Source organism: Roseibium aggregatum IAM 12614 (assembly GCF_000168975.1).
In the GTDB taxonomy this organism is placed as follows: domain Bacteria; phylum Pseudomonadota; class Alphaproteobacteria; order Rhizobiales; family Stappiaceae; genus Roseibium; species Roseibium aggregatum.
Genome location: NZ_AAUW01000014.1, coordinates 115001 through 130772, shown reverse-complemented (window position 1 = coordinate 130772; position 15772 = coordinate 115001). Strand labels below are relative to the sequence as shown.

Below are 15772 nucleotides of genomic sequence, written 5' to 3'. Positions count from 1 at the left end.
CTTTGACGCAGCCGCTCCCGGCCCAAAGGCCCGGGAGCGGCCTGACCTTGTTTCTGCCTGACCTGGCTTCTGCCGGGCCGGGTGAAGCGAGATGCCGGATTGTGGCCTTCAGCCAAGGCTGGCAGGCCCTTCCCCCAATTCCCTCAACAGTATGCCAACCGCACGACGGGAGAAGAAGCCATGCCGGACAATCCGGACGTGAGTGACCTGGAAGACAATGGCCAAGCGAACCTGCGGACCGGTCTCGACCGGCTCATTGCCGGGTCTGCCAAGCTCTTTTCCTGGGCCATCTTTCTGGCCTTTGCCATCAGCGTATATGAGGTAGTCGCCCGCTACGTTTTCGACAGTCCGACCTATTGGGCCCACGAAAGCACGACCTTCCTCATCGCAGCCATCTTCCTGATCGGCGGCCCCGTCGCGCTCGCCCGCGACAAGCATATCCGCGTGCGCATGATTTACGATTCCGTTTCGCCCAAGGTGCGGCGATGGCTGGATATCGTGAATTCGGTGATCGCGATGATCTTCTTTGCAGGTCTTGGATACGCAGGCGTGACAATGGCCTGGAAAGCCACCCACAGACCCAATGGAGATTTCCATCTGGAAGGCACGGGAACGGCGTGGAACCCGCCGACACCGGCACTCCTTAAAATCATTATCCTGATCTGTGTTTGCCTGATGTTCGTTCAGACCCTGATGCACCTGATCAAGGCGATCCGCGGCGATGACGCTGCCTACAGCAAACGCGGAGGCAAATGAGATGGGACTGAACGACCTGGGAATTGAATACGGTACAATACTGCTCGTCGGCAGCATCTTCGTCTTGTTGCTTACAGGTCAGCCTCTGGCCTGGGTGACAGGGCTCGTTGCACTGGTCTTTACGTTCGGCTGGTTCGGCGGAAACGCGCTCCCGCTGGTCACGGCCCGCATCTTCGGCTTCATCACCGAATACTCCCTCGTTGCCATTCCGATGTTCATCCTGATGGCGGCGCTGCTCGACAGATCGGGCATCGCGAAGGACCTCTTCAACGGAATGCGGGTGCTTGCCGGGCGATTGCCGGGCGGTGTCGCCGTTCAAACCCTGATCGTTGCCACCCTGATGGCCGCCATGTCCGGCGTCATCGGCGGTGAAATCGTTCTTCTGGGAATTCTGGCATTGCCCCAGATGCTGCGGCTTGGATATGACCGCGACCTGTCCATCGGTGTTGTTTGCGCGGGCGGATCGCTCGGGACCATGATGCCGCCTTCCATCGTGCTGATCATCTATGGCCTTGTGGCAAGCGTCTCCATTGCCGACCTCTTCGTTGCCGCAGTCACGCCCGCGCTGATGCTGCTTGGCTGCTATATCGCCTATGTCCTTGTCCGCTGCGTCCGGAATCCGGACCTCGGACCACCGATCTCCGTGGAAGAACGGGCGGAAGAAACCGTTGGCAGTGCGATCCGGTCGCTCGTCGCTCCGGTCTTCATCGTGGTGGCGGTTCTTGGCTCGATCTACGGCGGAATTGCTTCAATCACCGAAGCAGCGGCCCTCGGGGTCTCTTCCGTGCTGATCATTTCTCTGCTTCGCAGGGAACTGAACACCCGCATGCTGCAGGACAGTCTGGTGCACACGCTGGAAACCTGCGGCATGATCATCTGGATCGGCATTGCGGCAGCCGTGCTTGTCGGCGTCTACAACCTGATGGGCGGAAACCGCTTCGTTTCCGCGGTCATGCTTGGTCTCGACGCGTCGCCGGTGGCCGTCATTCTGATCATGATGCTGATCCTGCTTGTGCTCGGCATGTTCCTGGACTGGATCGGGATCGCCTTGCTGACCTTGCCGATCTTCGTTCCGATCGTCGTTCAGCTTGGATATGACCCGATCTGGTTCGGGATCCTGTTTGCCGTCAACATGCAGGTCTCCTACCTGACGCCACCCTTCGGCCCGGCAGCCTTCTATTTGAAAAGCGTGGCACCACCGGACATTACGCTCGGCAACATCTACGGCGCCCTGCTTCCGTTTATCGTGCTGCAGCTCTTCGTCCTGGCAATCCTGCTGTTCTTCCCAAGCATCACGACCTGGATGCTGTAGCGCAAAGGCGTGCCGCAGCCCTTCAAACGGATGCGGCACGCTCATCACTCTTGAAAGCCTCTTGCCTTATCAACCGGACTTCTGGTGCGCGTTACCGGAGATGTTCTAGCGCTTTCGCAGCCTTTGATCGTTGAGGAAGAGATGATGGACGAGATGGTGTCGACTTTGGGCTGTGTTCAGTCGGAGACGACGAAGGTTTCCGGCCTCCGCACCGGTCATCGCGGCAAGTGCAGCAACAGTGTTCGGTTTGAAGCGGATTTGGCCAGCATCCAGAAGGACTTCCAGAAGTGTACGTGCGGCGACCTGGAATGCTGGATGAAATCCACCAGCAGAATGGAAATGCGTAAGATGCCGCAGGCGAGCGCAATGTCCCTGATGTCCTCAGTTTGACGCTTCGAAAAGAGAGACAACAAGTTCCTTGAGATCCTGGTAACGCGAAAAGCTGAAGCTATGCGGAATTTCGCAAGCAGGGCGTTTCCGGTACCCCTCGCTGAAGAGCGCGAAGGGAACAGCGGCATTCCGCGCCGTTGCGGCATCGACCTCGCTGTCGCCAATATAGAGGACCGGGCCGGCTCCGAGCTGATCGCGCAGCTTGTTCAGTCCCGAGGGGTCGGGCTTGAGGCGCCATGGGCCGTCGCCGCTGGCAAGGGCGTCGAAGAGATGCGCCAGGCCGAGTTCACTCAGGATGCGTTGCGCCGGCGCTTCATGTTTGTTGGTGCAAACGGCCAGCGCAAAGCCCGCCTGTTTCAATGCGGCGAGAACCGGTTCCACCCCCGGATAGGGCCTGGTCAGCTCCGTGGCACGGGTCTGGTAGTCCGCCAGGAAGTCTGCAACAAGGCGGTCGCGCTCTTCCGGAGCAAGCGCCGTCGCTGCGATGATTCGTTCGACCAGTACCGGAATGCCGTTGCCGATGAAGGAGCGGATTGTGGCGAGCGGAAGCCCGGGCAGTTCCTCCGCAACCAGCATCCGGTTTGCAGCGGCATGCAGATCCGGAGCGCTGTCTATCAGTGTGCCGTCGAGATCAAAAATCAGTGCAGGTCTCATGCCGCCTTTCTACCTGCCTCTGTCGCCGCTTCGCGCAGGGTGCGGATATTGTCACCGTAGACGGAAGGGACCTGCACGGAGCCGCCCCGGAACACGGCAGAGCCCGCGACCAGAACGCGCGCCCCGGCGTCCGCCACCAAGGGCGCGGTCGCCGGATCGATGCCGCCGTCGACCTCGATCAGGATCGGCCGGTCACCGATGAGTGCCTTCAGACGACGGATCTGGTCAACCTGCGTTTGAATGAATTTCTGACCGCCGAAGCCGGGATTGACCGTCATGACCAAAATCAGGTCACAAAGGTCCAGGAGAGGATCCGCCGCCTCTACCGGTGTTCCCGGATTGAGGGCGAGGCCGGCCTTTTTCCCTGTCGCGCGGATGGCCTGGAGCGTCCGGTGGGGGTGGGGGCCGGCTTCCAGATGCGCGGTGATGATGTCCGCCCCCGCCTCTGCGAAGGCCTCGATATAGGGGTCGACAGGCGCGATCATCAGGTGGACGTCCATCACGGTTGTTATGTGAGGCCGGATCGCTTTGCAGAGCTGCGGGCCGAAGGTCAGGTTCGGCACGAAATGGCCGTCCATCACGTCGACATGAACCCAATCGCAGCCCTGTTGCTCGATCGCACGGATTTCGGCGCCGAAATCGGCGAAGTCGGCGGAGAGGATCGAGGGGGCGATCCTGATGGAAGGTTCGAAGGTCATCGGTCTGTCCTCGGGGTTTTGCTTGAGTGATCCGGTTACTCCGCCGCTTGCGACCGGGCGGCAATGTCGGTATCGAGGCCCCCCCTGAAGACACGGCTCGCCCGGATATCCGGTTCGCAGATCATCGACAGGGCATCGGCATCCAGCGGGCCTTTGGCGTCACTGAAGAGACGGCTGGCCTGGCGCAGGCGCGCCCGGTCGAGGGCATTGCGGATCGAGCGGGCATTGGCGAAGTGCGGCTGCTGCCGGCGCAGACCGATATAGTCGGCCAAAGCCCGCTCGGCGGCGCCATCGAGAAAGTAATTCTGCGCCGCCAGCATGGACCTGGCGATGCGCAGCAGTTCCTGGTCCGTGTAGTCCGGAAAATCGATGTGATGGGCGATGCGGGAACGGAAGCCGGGATTGGCCGAAAAGAACTTGTCCATCTTATCGGCGTAACCCGCCATGATGACGACCAGGTCGTCGCGGTTGTTCTCCATCACCTGCAACAGGATCTCGATCGCTTCCTGGCCGTAGTCGCGCTCGTTGTCGGGCTTGTAAAGGTAATAGGCCTCGTCGATGAAGAGGACACCACCCATGGCCTTCTTCAGCACCTCCTTGGTCTTGGGCGCCGTATGGCCGATGTACTGACCGACCAGATCGTCGCGCGTCACGGATACGAGATGGCCCTTGCGCACATAGCCGAGGCGATGCAGCAGGCCGGCCATCATCAGCGCGACCGTTGTCTTGCCCGTTCCCGGATTGCCGGTGAAGGACATGTGCAAGGTTGGGGTCTCCTGGGTAAGTCCCATTTCGCGCCGGGCACGGTCGACCAGGAGCAAAGCCGCGGTCTCGCGGATGCGCTGCTTGACCGGGGCAAGGCCGATCAGGTGCTCGTCCAGTTCCCTGAGGACGTCGGCAACCCCGGACGTTTCATACTCGGCAGCCAGATCGATAGTGGTCGGCGGTCCCGTTTCAGTTGCATCGATCATCTCGGTGGTCATTGTGCACGCTCCTGCATTTGCGGAAGAGCCGCGCGCTGTCCCGCAGCGCGCGAAGGTTGGTTGTCTCGGCTCAGTAGCGCATGTCCCAGCTGTATTTCTGGGCGCGGTCGACGAAGTCGACGCGCTGCAAATGGATCGTCGGCTCTGCGACCGGACGGTTGACGATGAAGGACATCTTGACCGACTCGATGCCCCGCTCGTCGTCGAAGGCATTGATGCGGATATAGGCGTCCGGGTGAGCCTTGCGGCAGTCTTCCAGTTCCATCATCACGCCCTTGGCGTCCCGCAGGTCGAACATGGGGTTGCCCCACATATCCCAATAGGTGTTGCGCGGATGCGGGTCGTTGGTGAACTCCACACCGATCGCCCAATCTTGCTGCAGGCAGTATTCGATCTGGGCGCTGATCTGGGCATCGGTTAGATCGGGCAGGAACGAAAAACATCCTTGAGTGATGCGCATGGGTCGTTCTCCTCACATTGCAACCGACACGTCGGAACGAAGTCCGACGTGTCGGTCGAGGTGTAGTTGAAGGTGATGTTGCCCCAGGTATCGAGGGCGGCTTCCAGCGGTTTGCACCACCTGGCGGCCTCACGCAGGATCTGCGGCCCCTCGTTCCTGATGTCGCGGCCTTCGTTGCGCGCGAGCACCATGGCCTCCAGCGCCACACGGTTGGCGGTCGCTCCCGCCTGGATGCCCATAGGGTGGCCGATAGTGCCCCCGCCGAACTGCAGCACGACATCGTCGCCGAACAGATCCAGCAGCTGGTGCATCTGGCCGGCATGGATGCCGCCCGAAGCAACGGGCATGACCTTTTTCAGATCGGCCCAGTCCTGCTCGAAGAAGTTGCCACGCGGCAGATCGACCTCGTTGTGCGTTTCTCGGCAGACATTGTAGTAGCCCTGGACGGTCAGCGGGTCTCCCTCGAGCTTGCCGACAGCGGTGCCGCAATGCAGATGATCGACCCCCGCAAGACGCAGCCATTTGGCGATGACGCGGAATGAGATGCCGTGGTTCTTCTGCCGCGTATAGGTGCCATGGCCTGCGCGGTGCATGTGCAGGATCATGTTGTTGTCGCGGCACCAGTTGCTTATGGATTGAATCGCGGTCCAGCCGACGATCAGGTCCACCATGACGATCACGGAGCCGAGTTCCTTGGCAAACTCGGCGCGCCGGTACATTTCCTCCATGGTCCCGGCGGTGATGTTGAGATAGTGTCCCTTGATCTCCCCGGTTTCGGCGCTCGCCTTGTTGACGGCCTCCATGCAGTAGAGGAAGCGATCACGCCAATGCATGAAGGGCTGGGAGTTGATGTTCTCGTCGTCCTTCATGAAGTCGAGACCGCCCTTGAGGCCCTCGTAGACGACACGGCCGTAGTTCTTGCCCGAAAGGCCGAGTTTCGGCTTGGTGGTTGCGCCCAGGAGCGGCTTGCCGAACTTGTCGAGGCGCTCGCGCTCGACGATCAGACCGGTCGGCGGTCCGGCAAAGGTTTTGACATAGGCAACCGGCAGGCGCATATCCTCGAGGCGCGCGGCCCTGAGAGGCTTGAACGAGAACACGTTGCCGATGATTGAGGCGGTGAGGTTCGCGATCGAACCTTCCTCGAACAGGATCAGGTCATAGGCGACGTAGGCAAAATACTGTCCTTCCTGGTTCGGCACCGGCTCGACCCGATAGGCCTTGGCGCGGTAGCTGTCGCAGGCAGTCAGCCGATCGGTCCAGACGACTGTCCAGGTTGCCGTGGAGCTTTCGCCTGCAACGGCGGCAGCGGCCTCGATGGGATCGACGCCATCCTGCGGCGTGATACGGAAGAGGGCCAGGATGTCGGTATCCTTGGGCACGTAATCGCTGTCCCAATAGCCCATCTGGGCATATTTCAGGACACCGGCCTTGTAGCGTTCCTTGCCCTTGATTTCCTTGGGCGTGCTGATCTGGTTCATGATCCATCTCCTTGGTTGGCGGGTTATGCGGCCCGGGAAGTCACGGTCTGCGGGTCGAGAGCCCCCGACCTGTAGCGCTCGGCCATGTCATCGAGCGACACCGGCCTGATCCTGCAGGCCTGTCCGGCGGTGCCGAACCGTTCGAACCGATCGCGGCACAGTGCTTCGAGTTCGGCCATCGCGGGGATCATGAATTTGCGCGGGTCGAATTCGGCCGGATTCTCCTTCGCGACCCTGCGGAACTGACCCGTCATTGCCATGCGGCAATCGGTGTCGATGTTGACCTTGCGCACGCCCATCCTGATACCACGCTCGATCTCTTCCACCGGCACACCATAGGTCTGGGGCATAGCGCCGCCATTTTCGTTGATGAGATCCTGCAGATATTGCGGAACCGAACTCGAGCCGTGCATGACGAGATGGGTCGAGGGCAGTTTCCGGTGGATTGCCTCGATGGTCTTCATCGACAGGATCTCGCCATCGGGCTTGCGGCTGAACTTGTAGGCCCCATGGCTGGTACCGCAGGCGATGGCGAGCGCATCGCATTTGGTCGCCTGGACAAAATCTGCCGCCTGGTCCGGTTCCGTCAGCAGCTGGTGGTGGTCGAGCTTGCCCGAGGCGCCCGAGCCGTCTTCCTCGCCGGCCTCGCCAGTTTCCAGGGAGCCCAGGACGCCGAGTTCGCCTTCCACCGAGGCACCGACCGAATGGGCCGCGCGTGCTACCTTGCGGGTGATCTCGACATTGTAATCGTAGCTTGCCGGCGTCTTCATGTCTTCTTCCAGTGAGCCGTCCATCATCACCGAAGTGAAACCGTGGCGTATCGCCGAAAGGCACGTGGCTTCGTTGTTGCCGTGGTCCTGATGCATGACAATAGGAATGCCTGGATGCATCTCGGCGAGCGCGGCAACCATGTTGCGCAGCATGATGTCGCCGGCATAGGAGCGCGCGCCGCGGCTTGCCTGCAGGATGACCGGTGCATCGCAGTTTGCCGCCGCGCGCAGGATCGCCAGTCCCTGTTCCATGTTGTTGATGTTGAACGCCGGGACGCCGTAGCCGCGCTCGGCGGCGTGGTCCAGGAGCTGCCGGAGAGTGATAAGCGCCATGGAGATCTCCTCAAGGTTACAGAAGTGCTTTTGCAGCGGCGGCGACCGCGGCCGGGGTAATGCCGAAATGTTCGTAGAGGTCGGAAGCCGGGGCCGACGCGCCGAAGCCGGTCATGCCGACAAAGGTGCCGCCGGAACCGATCAGGACGTCCCAGCCCTGACGGACAGCCGCTTCCACACCCACGCGTGGCGCAGTGCCGAGTACCGCGTCGCGATACGCCTGATCCTGACAGGCAAAAAGTTCGAAAGAGGGGGCAGAGACAACGGCGGCCTTGATGCCGTTGATCGCCAGAAGGTCTGCGGCAGCAAGCGCGATCTCGACCTCTGACCCGGTGGCGATCAGCGTCAAATGACGGGCGCCGCACGGTTCCTTCAGCAAATAGGCGCCGCGGCGGGTCCTGTTCTCGCAGGTGTGGTCCGTGCGGACAGTCGGCAGTCCCTGCCGGGACAGGCACAGCACCGTCGGCGTCTTCTTCGCGGTCGCGGCAATTTCCCAGGCCTCGGCGGTCTCCACCGCATCGGCAGGGCGGATGACGATCAGGTTCGGCATGGCTCTCAGAGAAGCCAGCGTCTCGACCGGCTGATGGGTCGGTCCGTCCTCGCCCAGGCCGATGCTGTCATGGGTCATGACATAGGTCACCGGCACGCCCATCAGGGCTGACAGGCGGATTGACGGCCGGCAATAATCGGCAAAAGCCAGGAACGTGCCACCATAAGCGCGGAACCCGCCGTGAAGCGTGATGCCGTTCATCGCCGCCGCCATGCCGTGTTCACGAATGCCGTAGTGGAGATAGTTGCCGCCGAAATTTGTCCGGGAGACCGCTCGCATGCCACTCGTCCGGGTATTGTTCGACCCGGTCAGGTCGGCCGAGCCACCGATCGTGTTCGGCAGCACGGAATTGACCACCTCAAGGGCCAGTTCCGAAGCCTTGCGCGTTGCGATCTTCGGCGCATCCACGCTGAGCTGCCGCTTGTGATCGCTGATCGCCTTACCAAGAGTATCGGCGTCCGGTTCGGCGAAGCTTGCGTCGAACTCCGCCCCCCGGGGGTGTGCTGCCTTTCGTCGTTTCCAGGCCTCGTTCGCAATGCGGCCGCGCCGCGAAACAGCCTCCCAGGCATCTCGAACCGGTTGCGGAATCTCGAAAGCAGCATGCGGCCAATCCAGAGCCTTCCGGGTCGCAGCGATCTCCTCGTCTCCGAGGGGCTCGCCATGAACCTTGTGGCTGCCCGCCTTGTTGGGGGCCCCCTTGCCGATGACCGTGTTGCAGGCGATCAGCGACGGTCTGTCTGTTTCTTCGCAAGCATTGGCAATGGCAGCGGCAATCGCATCCATGTCATGACCGTCGATGGCCTGCACCTGCCAGCCGGCGGCGTTAAACCGTTTCATTTGATCCATCGATGTCGACAGGTCCGTGGTGCCGTCGATGGTGATCCGGTTGTCGTCCCAGAAGACGACCAGGCGTCCGAGGCCGAGGTGGCCGGCGAGGTCGATCGCCTCGTGGCTGATGCCTTCCATCAGGCAGCCGTCACCAGCAAGAACATAGGTGTAGTGGTCGACAAGATCGTCGCCGAAACGGGCATTCAGCATGCGTTCTCCCAACGCCATGCCGACCGCGGTGGCGATGCCCTGGCCGAGCGGCCCCGTGGTCGTCTCGATGCCCTTGGCATGGCCATATTCGGGGTGGCCCGCCGTGCGCGAGCCGAGTTGGCGGAAGCGGCGAAGCTGCTCCGCGTCCATGTCGTCATAGCCGAGCAAGTGATGGATTGCGTAGAGCAGCATCGAAGCGTGACCCGCGCTCAGAACGAAGCGGTCGCGGTCTGGCCAGGCGGGATCCGTCGGATCGATCCTGATGAAGCGGTTGAAGAGCACCGTAGCGACATCTGCAAGGCCCATCGGCGCCCCGGGATGTCCCGATTTCGCCGCCTGGACCGCATCCATCGCCAAGGCGCGAATCGCGTTGGCCATCGCGGTTTCCGTTGCTTGCATGCTGACCTGAATGTTCATCGGGCTCTCCTTCAGGCGCGTCTGGATTCGTTGATGAGGCGGAGGATCATCGGGGTGAAGATCAGCTGCATCGCCAGATCCATCTTGCCGCCGGGAATGACGATGGAATTGGCGCGGGTCATCCAGCTGTCGTGGATCATGGTCCGCAGATAGGCGAAATCGATGCCGCGCGGGTTCTTGAAGCGGATGACCACAAGGCTCTCGTCCGGGGTCGGAATCCAGCGCGCGATAAATGGGTTGGAGGTGTCCACCACTGGAACCCGCTGGAAATTGATGTCGGTTTCGGTGAATTGCGGGCAGATACAGTGCACATAGGCATGCATGCGCCGAAGGATCGTGTCCGTCACGGCCTCGGTCGAATAGCCGCGCCGGGCCTTGTCGCGGTGGATCTTCTGGATCCACTCCAGATTGATTACCGGGACGACGCCGATCTTCAGATCCGCCAGCGCCGACAGGTTGACGCTGTCATTTACGACCGCGCCATGGAGCCCTTCGTAGAACAGCAGGTCCGAACCGTCCTCAAAAGGCGCCCAGCCGGTGAAGGTTCCAGGTTCAGCGCCGTAACGTTCGGCTTCTTCCTCGTCATGGATATAATGGCGGGTTTCGCCCCTGCCGGTTTCGCCATAGGTGCGGAAGACGTCTGCAAGCTTTTCCAGTTCGTTTGCGTCATAGCTGAAATGGCTGAAGGTCTCGTCGCCGGCGCTCTTGCGGACATCGAGTTCCCGTTTCATCTCTGCCCGGTCGTAGCGGTGAAAGGCATCCCCCTCGATCGAAACCGTGCTGATGCCCTCTCGACGGAATATCTGATTGAAAGTGCTCTTGACCGTCGTGGTACCCGCACCCGAGGAGCCGGTCACCGAGATAATCGGATGTTTCTTGGACATGATAATCCCTCAGATCCTTGTCGTGCCAACGCGGGCACAGGTGTCAGCCACGAAACAGGCCACGGGTGCCGAACAAGGCAGAGACTTCCTGGTCGGGCAGGTCATGATAGGCGGTAACCCGGTCAACCTTGTCGGCCGATCCGAAAACAAAGGGCGTACGCTGGTGTAGCGTTTGAGCTGTCTGGTCAAGCACGCGGTCGGTGCCGGTGGTCGCCTTGCCGCCGGCCTGTTCAACCAGGAAAGCAATAGGCGCACATTCATAGACAACTCTGAGCCTGCCTTTTTCGTAGCCGGGCCGGCTGTCCGCCGGATACAGGAAGATGCCTCCCCGGCTCAGGATCCGGTGAGTTTCAGCCACCAGCGAGGCCACCCAGCGCATGTTGAAGTTCTTCGACCGGGGGCCTTCGTCGCCTGCGAGGCAATCATCGATATAGGCTCGTACCGGCCTGGACCAATGGCGGTAGTTCGACGCGTTGATGGCGAATTCCCTGGCGTTTTCGGGAATGACCAGTTGGTCATTGATCAGCTTGAACTGCAGGTCGATGGGGTCCAGCACATAGTGCAGCACGCCTGCGCCGAAGGTCAGGATAAGCGCGGTCTGCGGGCCATAGATGAAATACCCCGCCGCAATCTGTTCCCGGGCCGGCCGCAGGAACGAGGCTTCGCCATCCGCTTTGGCATCGAACACGGAAAATATGGTGCCGATCGATACGTTGACGTCAATGTTTGAGGAACCATCGAGCGGATCGATCGCGAGCGCCAGCGAGCCGTTCGGATCGATCTCCAGGACACCGTCCTGTTCCTCGGAAGCAAGCCAGCGCACGCCGCAGCCGATCACCGCGTCGGCGAAGGCGAGATCGGCCTCGACATCGAGTGCTTTCTGCGAGTCGCCTCCGGTGTTCCGGCCGACTTCGGCTGCGAACGCCCCCTCCAGCGGTCCCCTTGCGATCTTTCGCGACAGCGTAATGGCCACGCGGCAGAGAGCGTCGACAAGAGCCTGGCAGTCAGCCGGAACACCGTTGCATTTTTCTGGTAGGCGATAGTCGATCATCAAGGCCTCCCGTCCTCGTGGATGGCCTTGATATTCAGGTTTTTGAATATAAACTAAATTTAAAAATTCGAAATTCTGTTTTAGAATAATTAAATGATACGTCTTAACGCCATCACTTTCAAACAGTTGCGAGCTCTGAGCACCGTCGTCAGAACAGGCAGCATAAGTCATTCCGCTGACTTGCTGGGCCTGACGCCACCTGCCGTCCATACCCAACTCAAGGTGCTGGAAGAGAATTTCGGCTGCGCGCTTCTCAACCGCACCCGGGCCGGCAGTTTCGAGGCGACAACGGCGGGCCGGGCGTTGCTGGAGGCGTACGAAACCTCCTTGTCAGCCCTGAACAGGGCTATCGGCAGTATCGATGCGATGAACAAGGGTCTGGCCGGACGCGTGGTCCTGGGCGTGGTCAGTACGGGCAAATATTTCGCACCATCAATCGTGGCCCAGTTGAAAAGGGACTATCCGGACATTGAAGTGGTGCTGCAGGTTGGCAACCGCGACCGTACAATTTCCGATCTCGATTCCGGCAAAATCGACATTGCGATCATGGGACGTCCTCCGCGTCAACCCGAGGTAACCGCCTATAATATCGGCGACCATCCCCATGTGCTGATTGCCCATCCCGCCCATCCCCTGGCACAAGGCGGCACGGCCGAAAGTTCAGAGATCGTCAACGAGAACTTCATCATGCGAGAGCCCGGTTCGGGGACCCGCATCCTGTCGATGCGCTTTCTGGATCAGCTGGGTGAAGGCCAGGCCTTCACTTTCACGGAGATGGAATCGAACGAGTCAATCAAGCAGGCCGTGATTGCCGGTCTCGGCATCGCCCTGATTTCCGCGCATACCGTGATCGAGGAACTGAAATCGAGCCGTCTTGCGATTATCCGTGCCGAACTGCTACCGATCGTGCGGCACTGGTTCGTCCTGCACCGCGCCGACCTGACCCTGGATCCTGCAATGCAAAAGGTTCTGGACTATATCCGTAGCAACGGAGAAAACCTGCTGGCGGAAGAAGAGATCACCGTCCTCCTGTCTGCGCCAATTTAAATCCGAGCCTGACCCGATGAAGTGGGTCACCCGTCGCGGCGCGTTGACCCAGATCCTGTCGATATGTGCGGCGGCGAGAGGCACAAACAACAACAGCCCCGGCTTTGGCAAGTCGGGGCTGTAGTTAGTTGTATCGGGTGCCTGATTTTTCGTTGGCGTTGTACTGCTGCGTCTTCGGGCTTCGCCCTAGAAATGAACCTGCCAGTGCTTTGTTTTTCAGATCTTTGGCGAGTTTCCCGTCCATATGATCACTGGGCTCCACGAACGCGAACGGCCCCCGCTTGGGGGATGGGGCTTTTGTTTTTTTTGCTGATGCTTTGGTTTTGTTTCTGGGCTTCTGCGGCGAGCTTTCGCTGAGCTTGAAGGGTGCCTGTGAGGGTCTGGCCTGTGTCCGTTACCAAACAAAAAAGCCGCCCTTACGGACGGCTTTTTTGTTTGGTTGCGGGAGCAGGATTTGAGAGTTTTCTGCCCTTCTGCGTCGGGCATAGCCCTCCTTGCGGGCCCCTGGTCAGTTTAAAATCTGTATCCGTTACCAACAAAAAACCCGGCGCGAGGCCGGGTTATTTGTTGGTTGCGGGAGCAGGATTTGAACCTGCGACCTTCAGGTTATGAGCCTGACGAGCTACCGGGCTGCTCCATCCCGCGTTATTCGGTTGTTTTCGGGGTACCGAGGTATCCCGGATGGGCTTGAGTAAGCCCGGAGATTTTAGTTTTGTTTGTCCTCGGCGCTTTGGTCCTGGGGGCAAACTGGGCTGCTGCATCAAGGCTGCGGCAGCGTGTTTCGTGTTGCCTTGAGTGCTGCGCTGTTAGGGGACAAGAAGTTCCGGAGCGCAGCGGAGGCAAGGCCAAGTGGCCGCCGGCCAGACTTTGTATTTGGCAGGCCGCCCCGCGGAGCGCAGCCCGAAGGGCGTTACGCGCGTGAGCGACAGACAAATTGAAGAGGTTTCAAATTGCGATTAGCAGGCCTGGCGGCGACCTACTCTCCCACACCTTAAGATGCAGTACCATTGGCGCTGGGGAGTTTCACGGCCGAGTTCGGGATGGGATCGGGTGGGGGCTCCCCGCTAGGGCCACCAGGCCGGCGAAGCGCAATTTGCGTGAACTGGTCTATATATTTATTTGATTTTGATCTGGTTTTCCTTCTGCTTTGCAAGGAACAAGAGCTCCGAGCGCAGCGAAGGCAAGGCCAAGTGGCCGTCGGCCGGTCAGGCCGCGTGGTTCGCAGGACAGGTCCAAAGGACCGGTACGTCCGTGAGAACAAAACCATTATCTCAAACGCGCTCAAGCAGCCCAAAGGGCGATAGCGCACTTAAGATGATCTTTTTGATGCGCCAGGGGCGCATCCAAAAGATGAACATTGACTAATGAGAGGATCAAGCCGAACGAGCTATTAGTAAAGCTAAGCTTCATGCGTTGCCGCACTTCCACACGCTTCCTATCGACGTGGTGGTCTTCCACGGCTCTTCAGGGAGAACTGGTTTTGAGGTGGGTTTCCCGCTTAGATGCTTTCAGCGGTTATCCCTTCCGTACATAGCTACCCTGCAATGCGGCTGGCGCCACAACAGGTCCACCAGAGGTACGTCCATCCCGGTCCTCTCGTACTAGGGACAGATCCTCTCAATTCTCCTACACCCACGGCAGATAGGGACCGAACTGTCTCGCGACGTTCTGAACCCAACTCACGTACCACTTTAATTGGCGAACAGCCAAACCCTTGGGACCTGCTCCAGCCCCAGGATGTGATGAGTCGACATCGAGGTGCCAAACAATGCCGTCGATATGGACTCTTGGGCATCATCAGCCTGTTATCCCCGGCGTACCTTTTATCCGTTGAGCGATGGCCCTTCCACGAGGGACCACCGGATCACTATGGCCGTCTTTCGACTCTGCTCGACTTGTCAGTCTCGCAGTCAGGCAGGCTTATGCCATTGCACTCAACGAGCGATTTCCGACCGCTCTGAGCCCACCTTCGCGCGCCTCCGTTACCATTTGGGAGGCGACCGCCCCAGTCAAACTACCCGCCACACACGGTCCCGGATATTGTTGTACCGCGGTTAGATATCCATGACGACAAGGGTGGTATTTCAAGGGTGACTCCACAAGAGCTGGCGCTCCTGCTTCAACGTCTACCACCTATCCTACACATGTCGTGACGAATACCAGTGTGAAGCTGTAGTAAAGGTGCACGGGGTCTTTCCGTCTGACCGCAGGAACCCCGCATCTTCACGGGGAATTCAATTTCACTGAGTCTATGCTGGAGACAGCGGGGAAGTCGTTACGCCATTCGTGCAGGTCGGAACTTACCCGACAAGGAATTTCGCTACCTTAGGACCGTTATAGTTACGGCCGCCGTTTACTGGGGCTTCAATTCGGTGCTTGCACACCTCCTCTTAACCTTCCAGCACCGGGCAGGCGTCAGACCCTATACGTCGCCTTACGGCTTCGCAGAGCCCTGTGTTTTTGATAAACAGTCGCCACCCCCTGGTCTGTGCCACCCCACAACGGTTGCCCATCGTGAGGTCTCCCTTCTCGCGAACTTACGGGAGCATTTTGCCGAGTTCCTTCAGCATAGTTCTCTCAAGCGCCTTGGTATTCTCTACCAGTCCACCTGTGTCGGTTTCGGGTACGGTTTATACGGTGGAGCTATTTCCTGGAACACCTTCGCTGCACCCCCAATCCAATAAGGAGATACAACACACGGCATCCGTCACTACCACCAAGCTGCAGAATATTAACTGCATTCCCATCGACTACGCCTTTCGGCCTCGCCTTAGGGGCCGGCTAACCCTGCGCCGATTAGCGTTGCGCAGGAACCCTTGGACTTTCGGCGAGCGGGTCTCTCACCCGCTTTATCGTTACTCATGTCAGCATTCGCACTTCTGATATCTCCAGGAGCCCTCACGGGTCCCCCTTCGCAGACTTACAGAACGCTCCGCTACCGCGCATCCTAA

General features: G+C 59.8%; 13 protein-coding genes, 1 tRNA gene and 2 rRNA genes (1 of these 16 only partly in view). 4 read left to right on the top strand and 12 right to left on the bottom strand.

What is annotated here, in order from left to right; genetic code table 11:
* The first annotated feature begins 180 nt into the window (after positions 1 to 180).
* From SIAM614_RS19125 to SIAM614_RS19115, 3 genes are all read left to right on the top strand, one after another.
* Entirely contained in the window at positions 181 to 756 is a 576-nt protein-coding gene (locus SIAM614_RS19125) for a TRAP transporter small permease subunit (protein ID WP_006937053.1), read from the top strand.
* A gap of 1 nt (position 757) precedes the next feature.
* Positions 758 to 2068 (top strand): TRAP transporter large permease, encoded by a 1311-nt coding sequence (locus SIAM614_RS19120; protein ID WP_040440598.1) that lies wholly within the window; start codon positions 758 to 760, stop codon positions 2066 to 2068.
* Positions 2069 to 2212: 144 nt separating this feature from the next.
* The gene (locus SIAM614_RS19115; protein ID WP_157139955.1) at positions 2213 to 2458 is read left to right on the top strand and encodes a hypothetical protein; all 246 of its coding nucleotides are present in this window, start codon (positions 2213 to 2215) and stop codon (positions 2456 to 2458) included.
* Here the strand turns inward: SIAM614_RS19115 and gph are convergent.
* The 9 genes from gph to SIAM614_RS19070 all read right to left on the bottom strand — a co-directional run bounded on the left by gph (position 2450) and on the right by SIAM614_RS19070 (position 11774).
* Complete coding sequence (gene gph, locus SIAM614_RS19110) at positions 2450 to 3112, bottom strand: phosphoglycolate phosphatase (RefSeq protein WP_006937047.1); 663 nt, start codon at positions 3110 to 3112, stop codon at positions 2450 to 2452. The two genes, SIAM614_RS19115 and gph, sit on opposite strands and share 9 nt — an antisense overlap.
* Positions 3109 to 3810 carry a ribulose-phosphate 3-epimerase gene (gene rpe, locus SIAM614_RS19105; RefSeq protein ID WP_006937046.1) on the bottom strand — a complete coding sequence of 234 codons (702 nt, stop codon included), beginning with the start codon at positions 3808 to 3810 and terminating at the stop codon, positions 3109 to 3111. The genes gph and rpe overlap by 4 nt, the downstream gene beginning before the upstream one ends.
* Before the next feature lie 35 nt (positions 3811 to 3845).
* A complete protein-coding gene (cbbX, locus tag SIAM614_RS19100) occupies positions 3846 to 4793 on the bottom strand; it encodes a CbbX protein (RefSeq protein ID WP_006937045.1) in 948 nt (315 codons plus the stop codon).
* Between the two features lie 70 nt (positions 4794 to 4863).
* Complete coding sequence (locus SIAM614_RS19095) at positions 4864 to 5253, bottom strand: ribulose bisphosphate carboxylase small subunit (protein WP_006937044.1); 390 nt, start codon at positions 5251 to 5253, stop codon at positions 4864 to 4866.
* Positions 5211 to 6731 carry a form I ribulose bisphosphate carboxylase large subunit gene (locus SIAM614_RS19090; protein ID WP_006937043.1) on the bottom strand — a complete coding sequence of 507 codons (1521 nt, stop codon included), beginning with the start codon at positions 6729 to 6731 and terminating at the stop codon, positions 5211 to 5213. The genes SIAM614_RS19095 and SIAM614_RS19090 overlap by 43 nt, the downstream gene beginning before the upstream one ends.
* 23 nt (positions 6732 to 6754) lie before the next feature.
* Positions 6755 to 7834 carry a class II fructose-bisphosphate aldolase gene (gene fba / locus SIAM614_RS19085; protein WP_006937042.1) on the bottom strand — a complete coding sequence of 360 codons (1080 nt, stop codon included), beginning with the start codon at positions 7832 to 7834 and terminating at the stop codon, positions 6755 to 6757.
* 16 nt (positions 7835 to 7850) lie between these two features.
* The gene (gene tkt / locus SIAM614_RS19080) at positions 7851 to 9839 is read right to left on the bottom strand and encodes a transketolase (RefSeq protein WP_006937041.1); all 1989 of its coding nucleotides are present in this window, start codon (positions 9837 to 9839) and stop codon (positions 7851 to 7853) included.
* Between the two features lie 11 nt (positions 9840 to 9850).
* The gene (locus SIAM614_RS19075; protein WP_006937040.1) at positions 9851 to 10723 is read right to left on the bottom strand and encodes a phosphoribulokinase; all 873 of its coding nucleotides are present in this window, start codon (positions 10721 to 10723) and stop codon (positions 9851 to 9853) included.
* 43 nt (positions 10724 to 10766) lie between these two features.
* Positions 10767 to 11774, bottom strand: a complete 1008-nt coding sequence (locus SIAM614_RS19070) for a class 1 fructose-bisphosphatase (RefSeq protein WP_006937039.1) — start codon at positions 11772 to 11774, stop codon at positions 10767 to 10769.
* 93 nt (positions 11775 to 11867) lie between these two features.
* Here SIAM614_RS19070 and SIAM614_RS19065 point away from each other — a divergent pair, with 93 nt between their 5' ends.
* Positions 11868 to 12821, top strand: a complete 954-nt coding sequence (locus SIAM614_RS19065; RefSeq protein ID WP_040440596.1) for a LysR family transcriptional regulator — start codon at positions 11868 to 11870, stop codon at positions 12819 to 12821.
* Between the two features lie 568 nt (positions 12822 to 13389).
* On the opposite strand, the gene SIAM614_RS19060 is transcribed toward SIAM614_RS19065, so the two are convergent.
* The 3 genes from SIAM614_RS19060 to SIAM614_RS19050 all read right to left on the bottom strand — a co-directional run.
* Positions 13390 to 13466: transfer RNA gene (locus SIAM614_RS19060), tRNA-Met, on the bottom strand.
* Positions 13467 to 13784: 318 nt separating this feature from the next.
* Positions 13785 to 13899 (bottom strand): 5S ribosomal RNA (gene rrf, locus SIAM614_RS19055).
* 291 nt (positions 13900 to 14190) lie between these two features.
* Positions 14191 to 15772 (bottom strand): 23S ribosomal RNA (locus SIAM614_RS19050); it runs 1141 nt beyond the window's last position.

Coding starts and splice junctions, on each gene's coding strand:
- SIAM614_RS19125 (WP_006937053.1), top strand. CDS start 181: ATGCCGGACAATCCGGACGTGAGTGACCTGGAAGACAATGGCCAAGCG.
- SIAM614_RS19120 (WP_040440598.1), top strand. CDS start 758: ATGGGACTGAACGACCTGGGAATTGAATACGGTACAATACTGCTCGTC.
- SIAM614_RS19115 (WP_157139955.1), top strand. CDS start 2,213: ATGGACGAGATGGTGTCGACTTTGGGCTGTGTTCAGTCGGAGACGACG.
- gph (WP_006937047.1), bottom strand. CDS start 3,112: ATGAGACCTGCACTGATTTTTGATCTCGACGGCACACTGATAGACAGC.
- rpe (WP_006937046.1), bottom strand. CDS start 3,810: ATGACCTTCGAACCTTCCATCAGGATCGCCCCCTCGATCCTCTCCGCC.
- cbbX (WP_006937045.1), bottom strand. CDS start 4,793: ATGACCACCGAGATGATCGATGCAACTGAAACGGGACCGCCGACCACT.
- SIAM614_RS19095 (WP_006937044.1), bottom strand. CDS start 5,253: ATGCGCATCACTCAAGGATGTTTTTCGTTCCTGCCCGATCTAACCGAT.
- SIAM614_RS19090 (WP_006937043.1), bottom strand. CDS start 6,731: ATGAACCAGATCAGCACGCCCAAGGAAATCAAGGGCAAGGAACGCTAC.
- fba (WP_006937042.1), bottom strand. CDS start 7,834: ATGGCGCTTATCACTCTCCGGCAGCTCCTGGACCACGCCGCCGAGCGC.
- tkt (WP_006937041.1), bottom strand. CDS start 9,839: ATGAACATTCAGGTCAGCATGCAAGCAACGGAAACCGCGATGGCCAAC.
- SIAM614_RS19075 (WP_006937040.1), bottom strand. CDS start 10,723: ATGTCCAAGAAACATCCGATTATCTCGGTGACCGGCTCCTCGGGTGCG.
- SIAM614_RS19070 (WP_006937039.1), bottom strand. CDS start 11,774: ATGATCGACTATCGCCTACCAGAAAAATGCAACGGTGTTCCGGCTGAC.
- SIAM614_RS19065 (WP_040440596.1), top strand. CDS start 11,868: ATGATACGTCTTAACGCCATCACTTTCAAACAGTTGCGAGCTCTGAGC.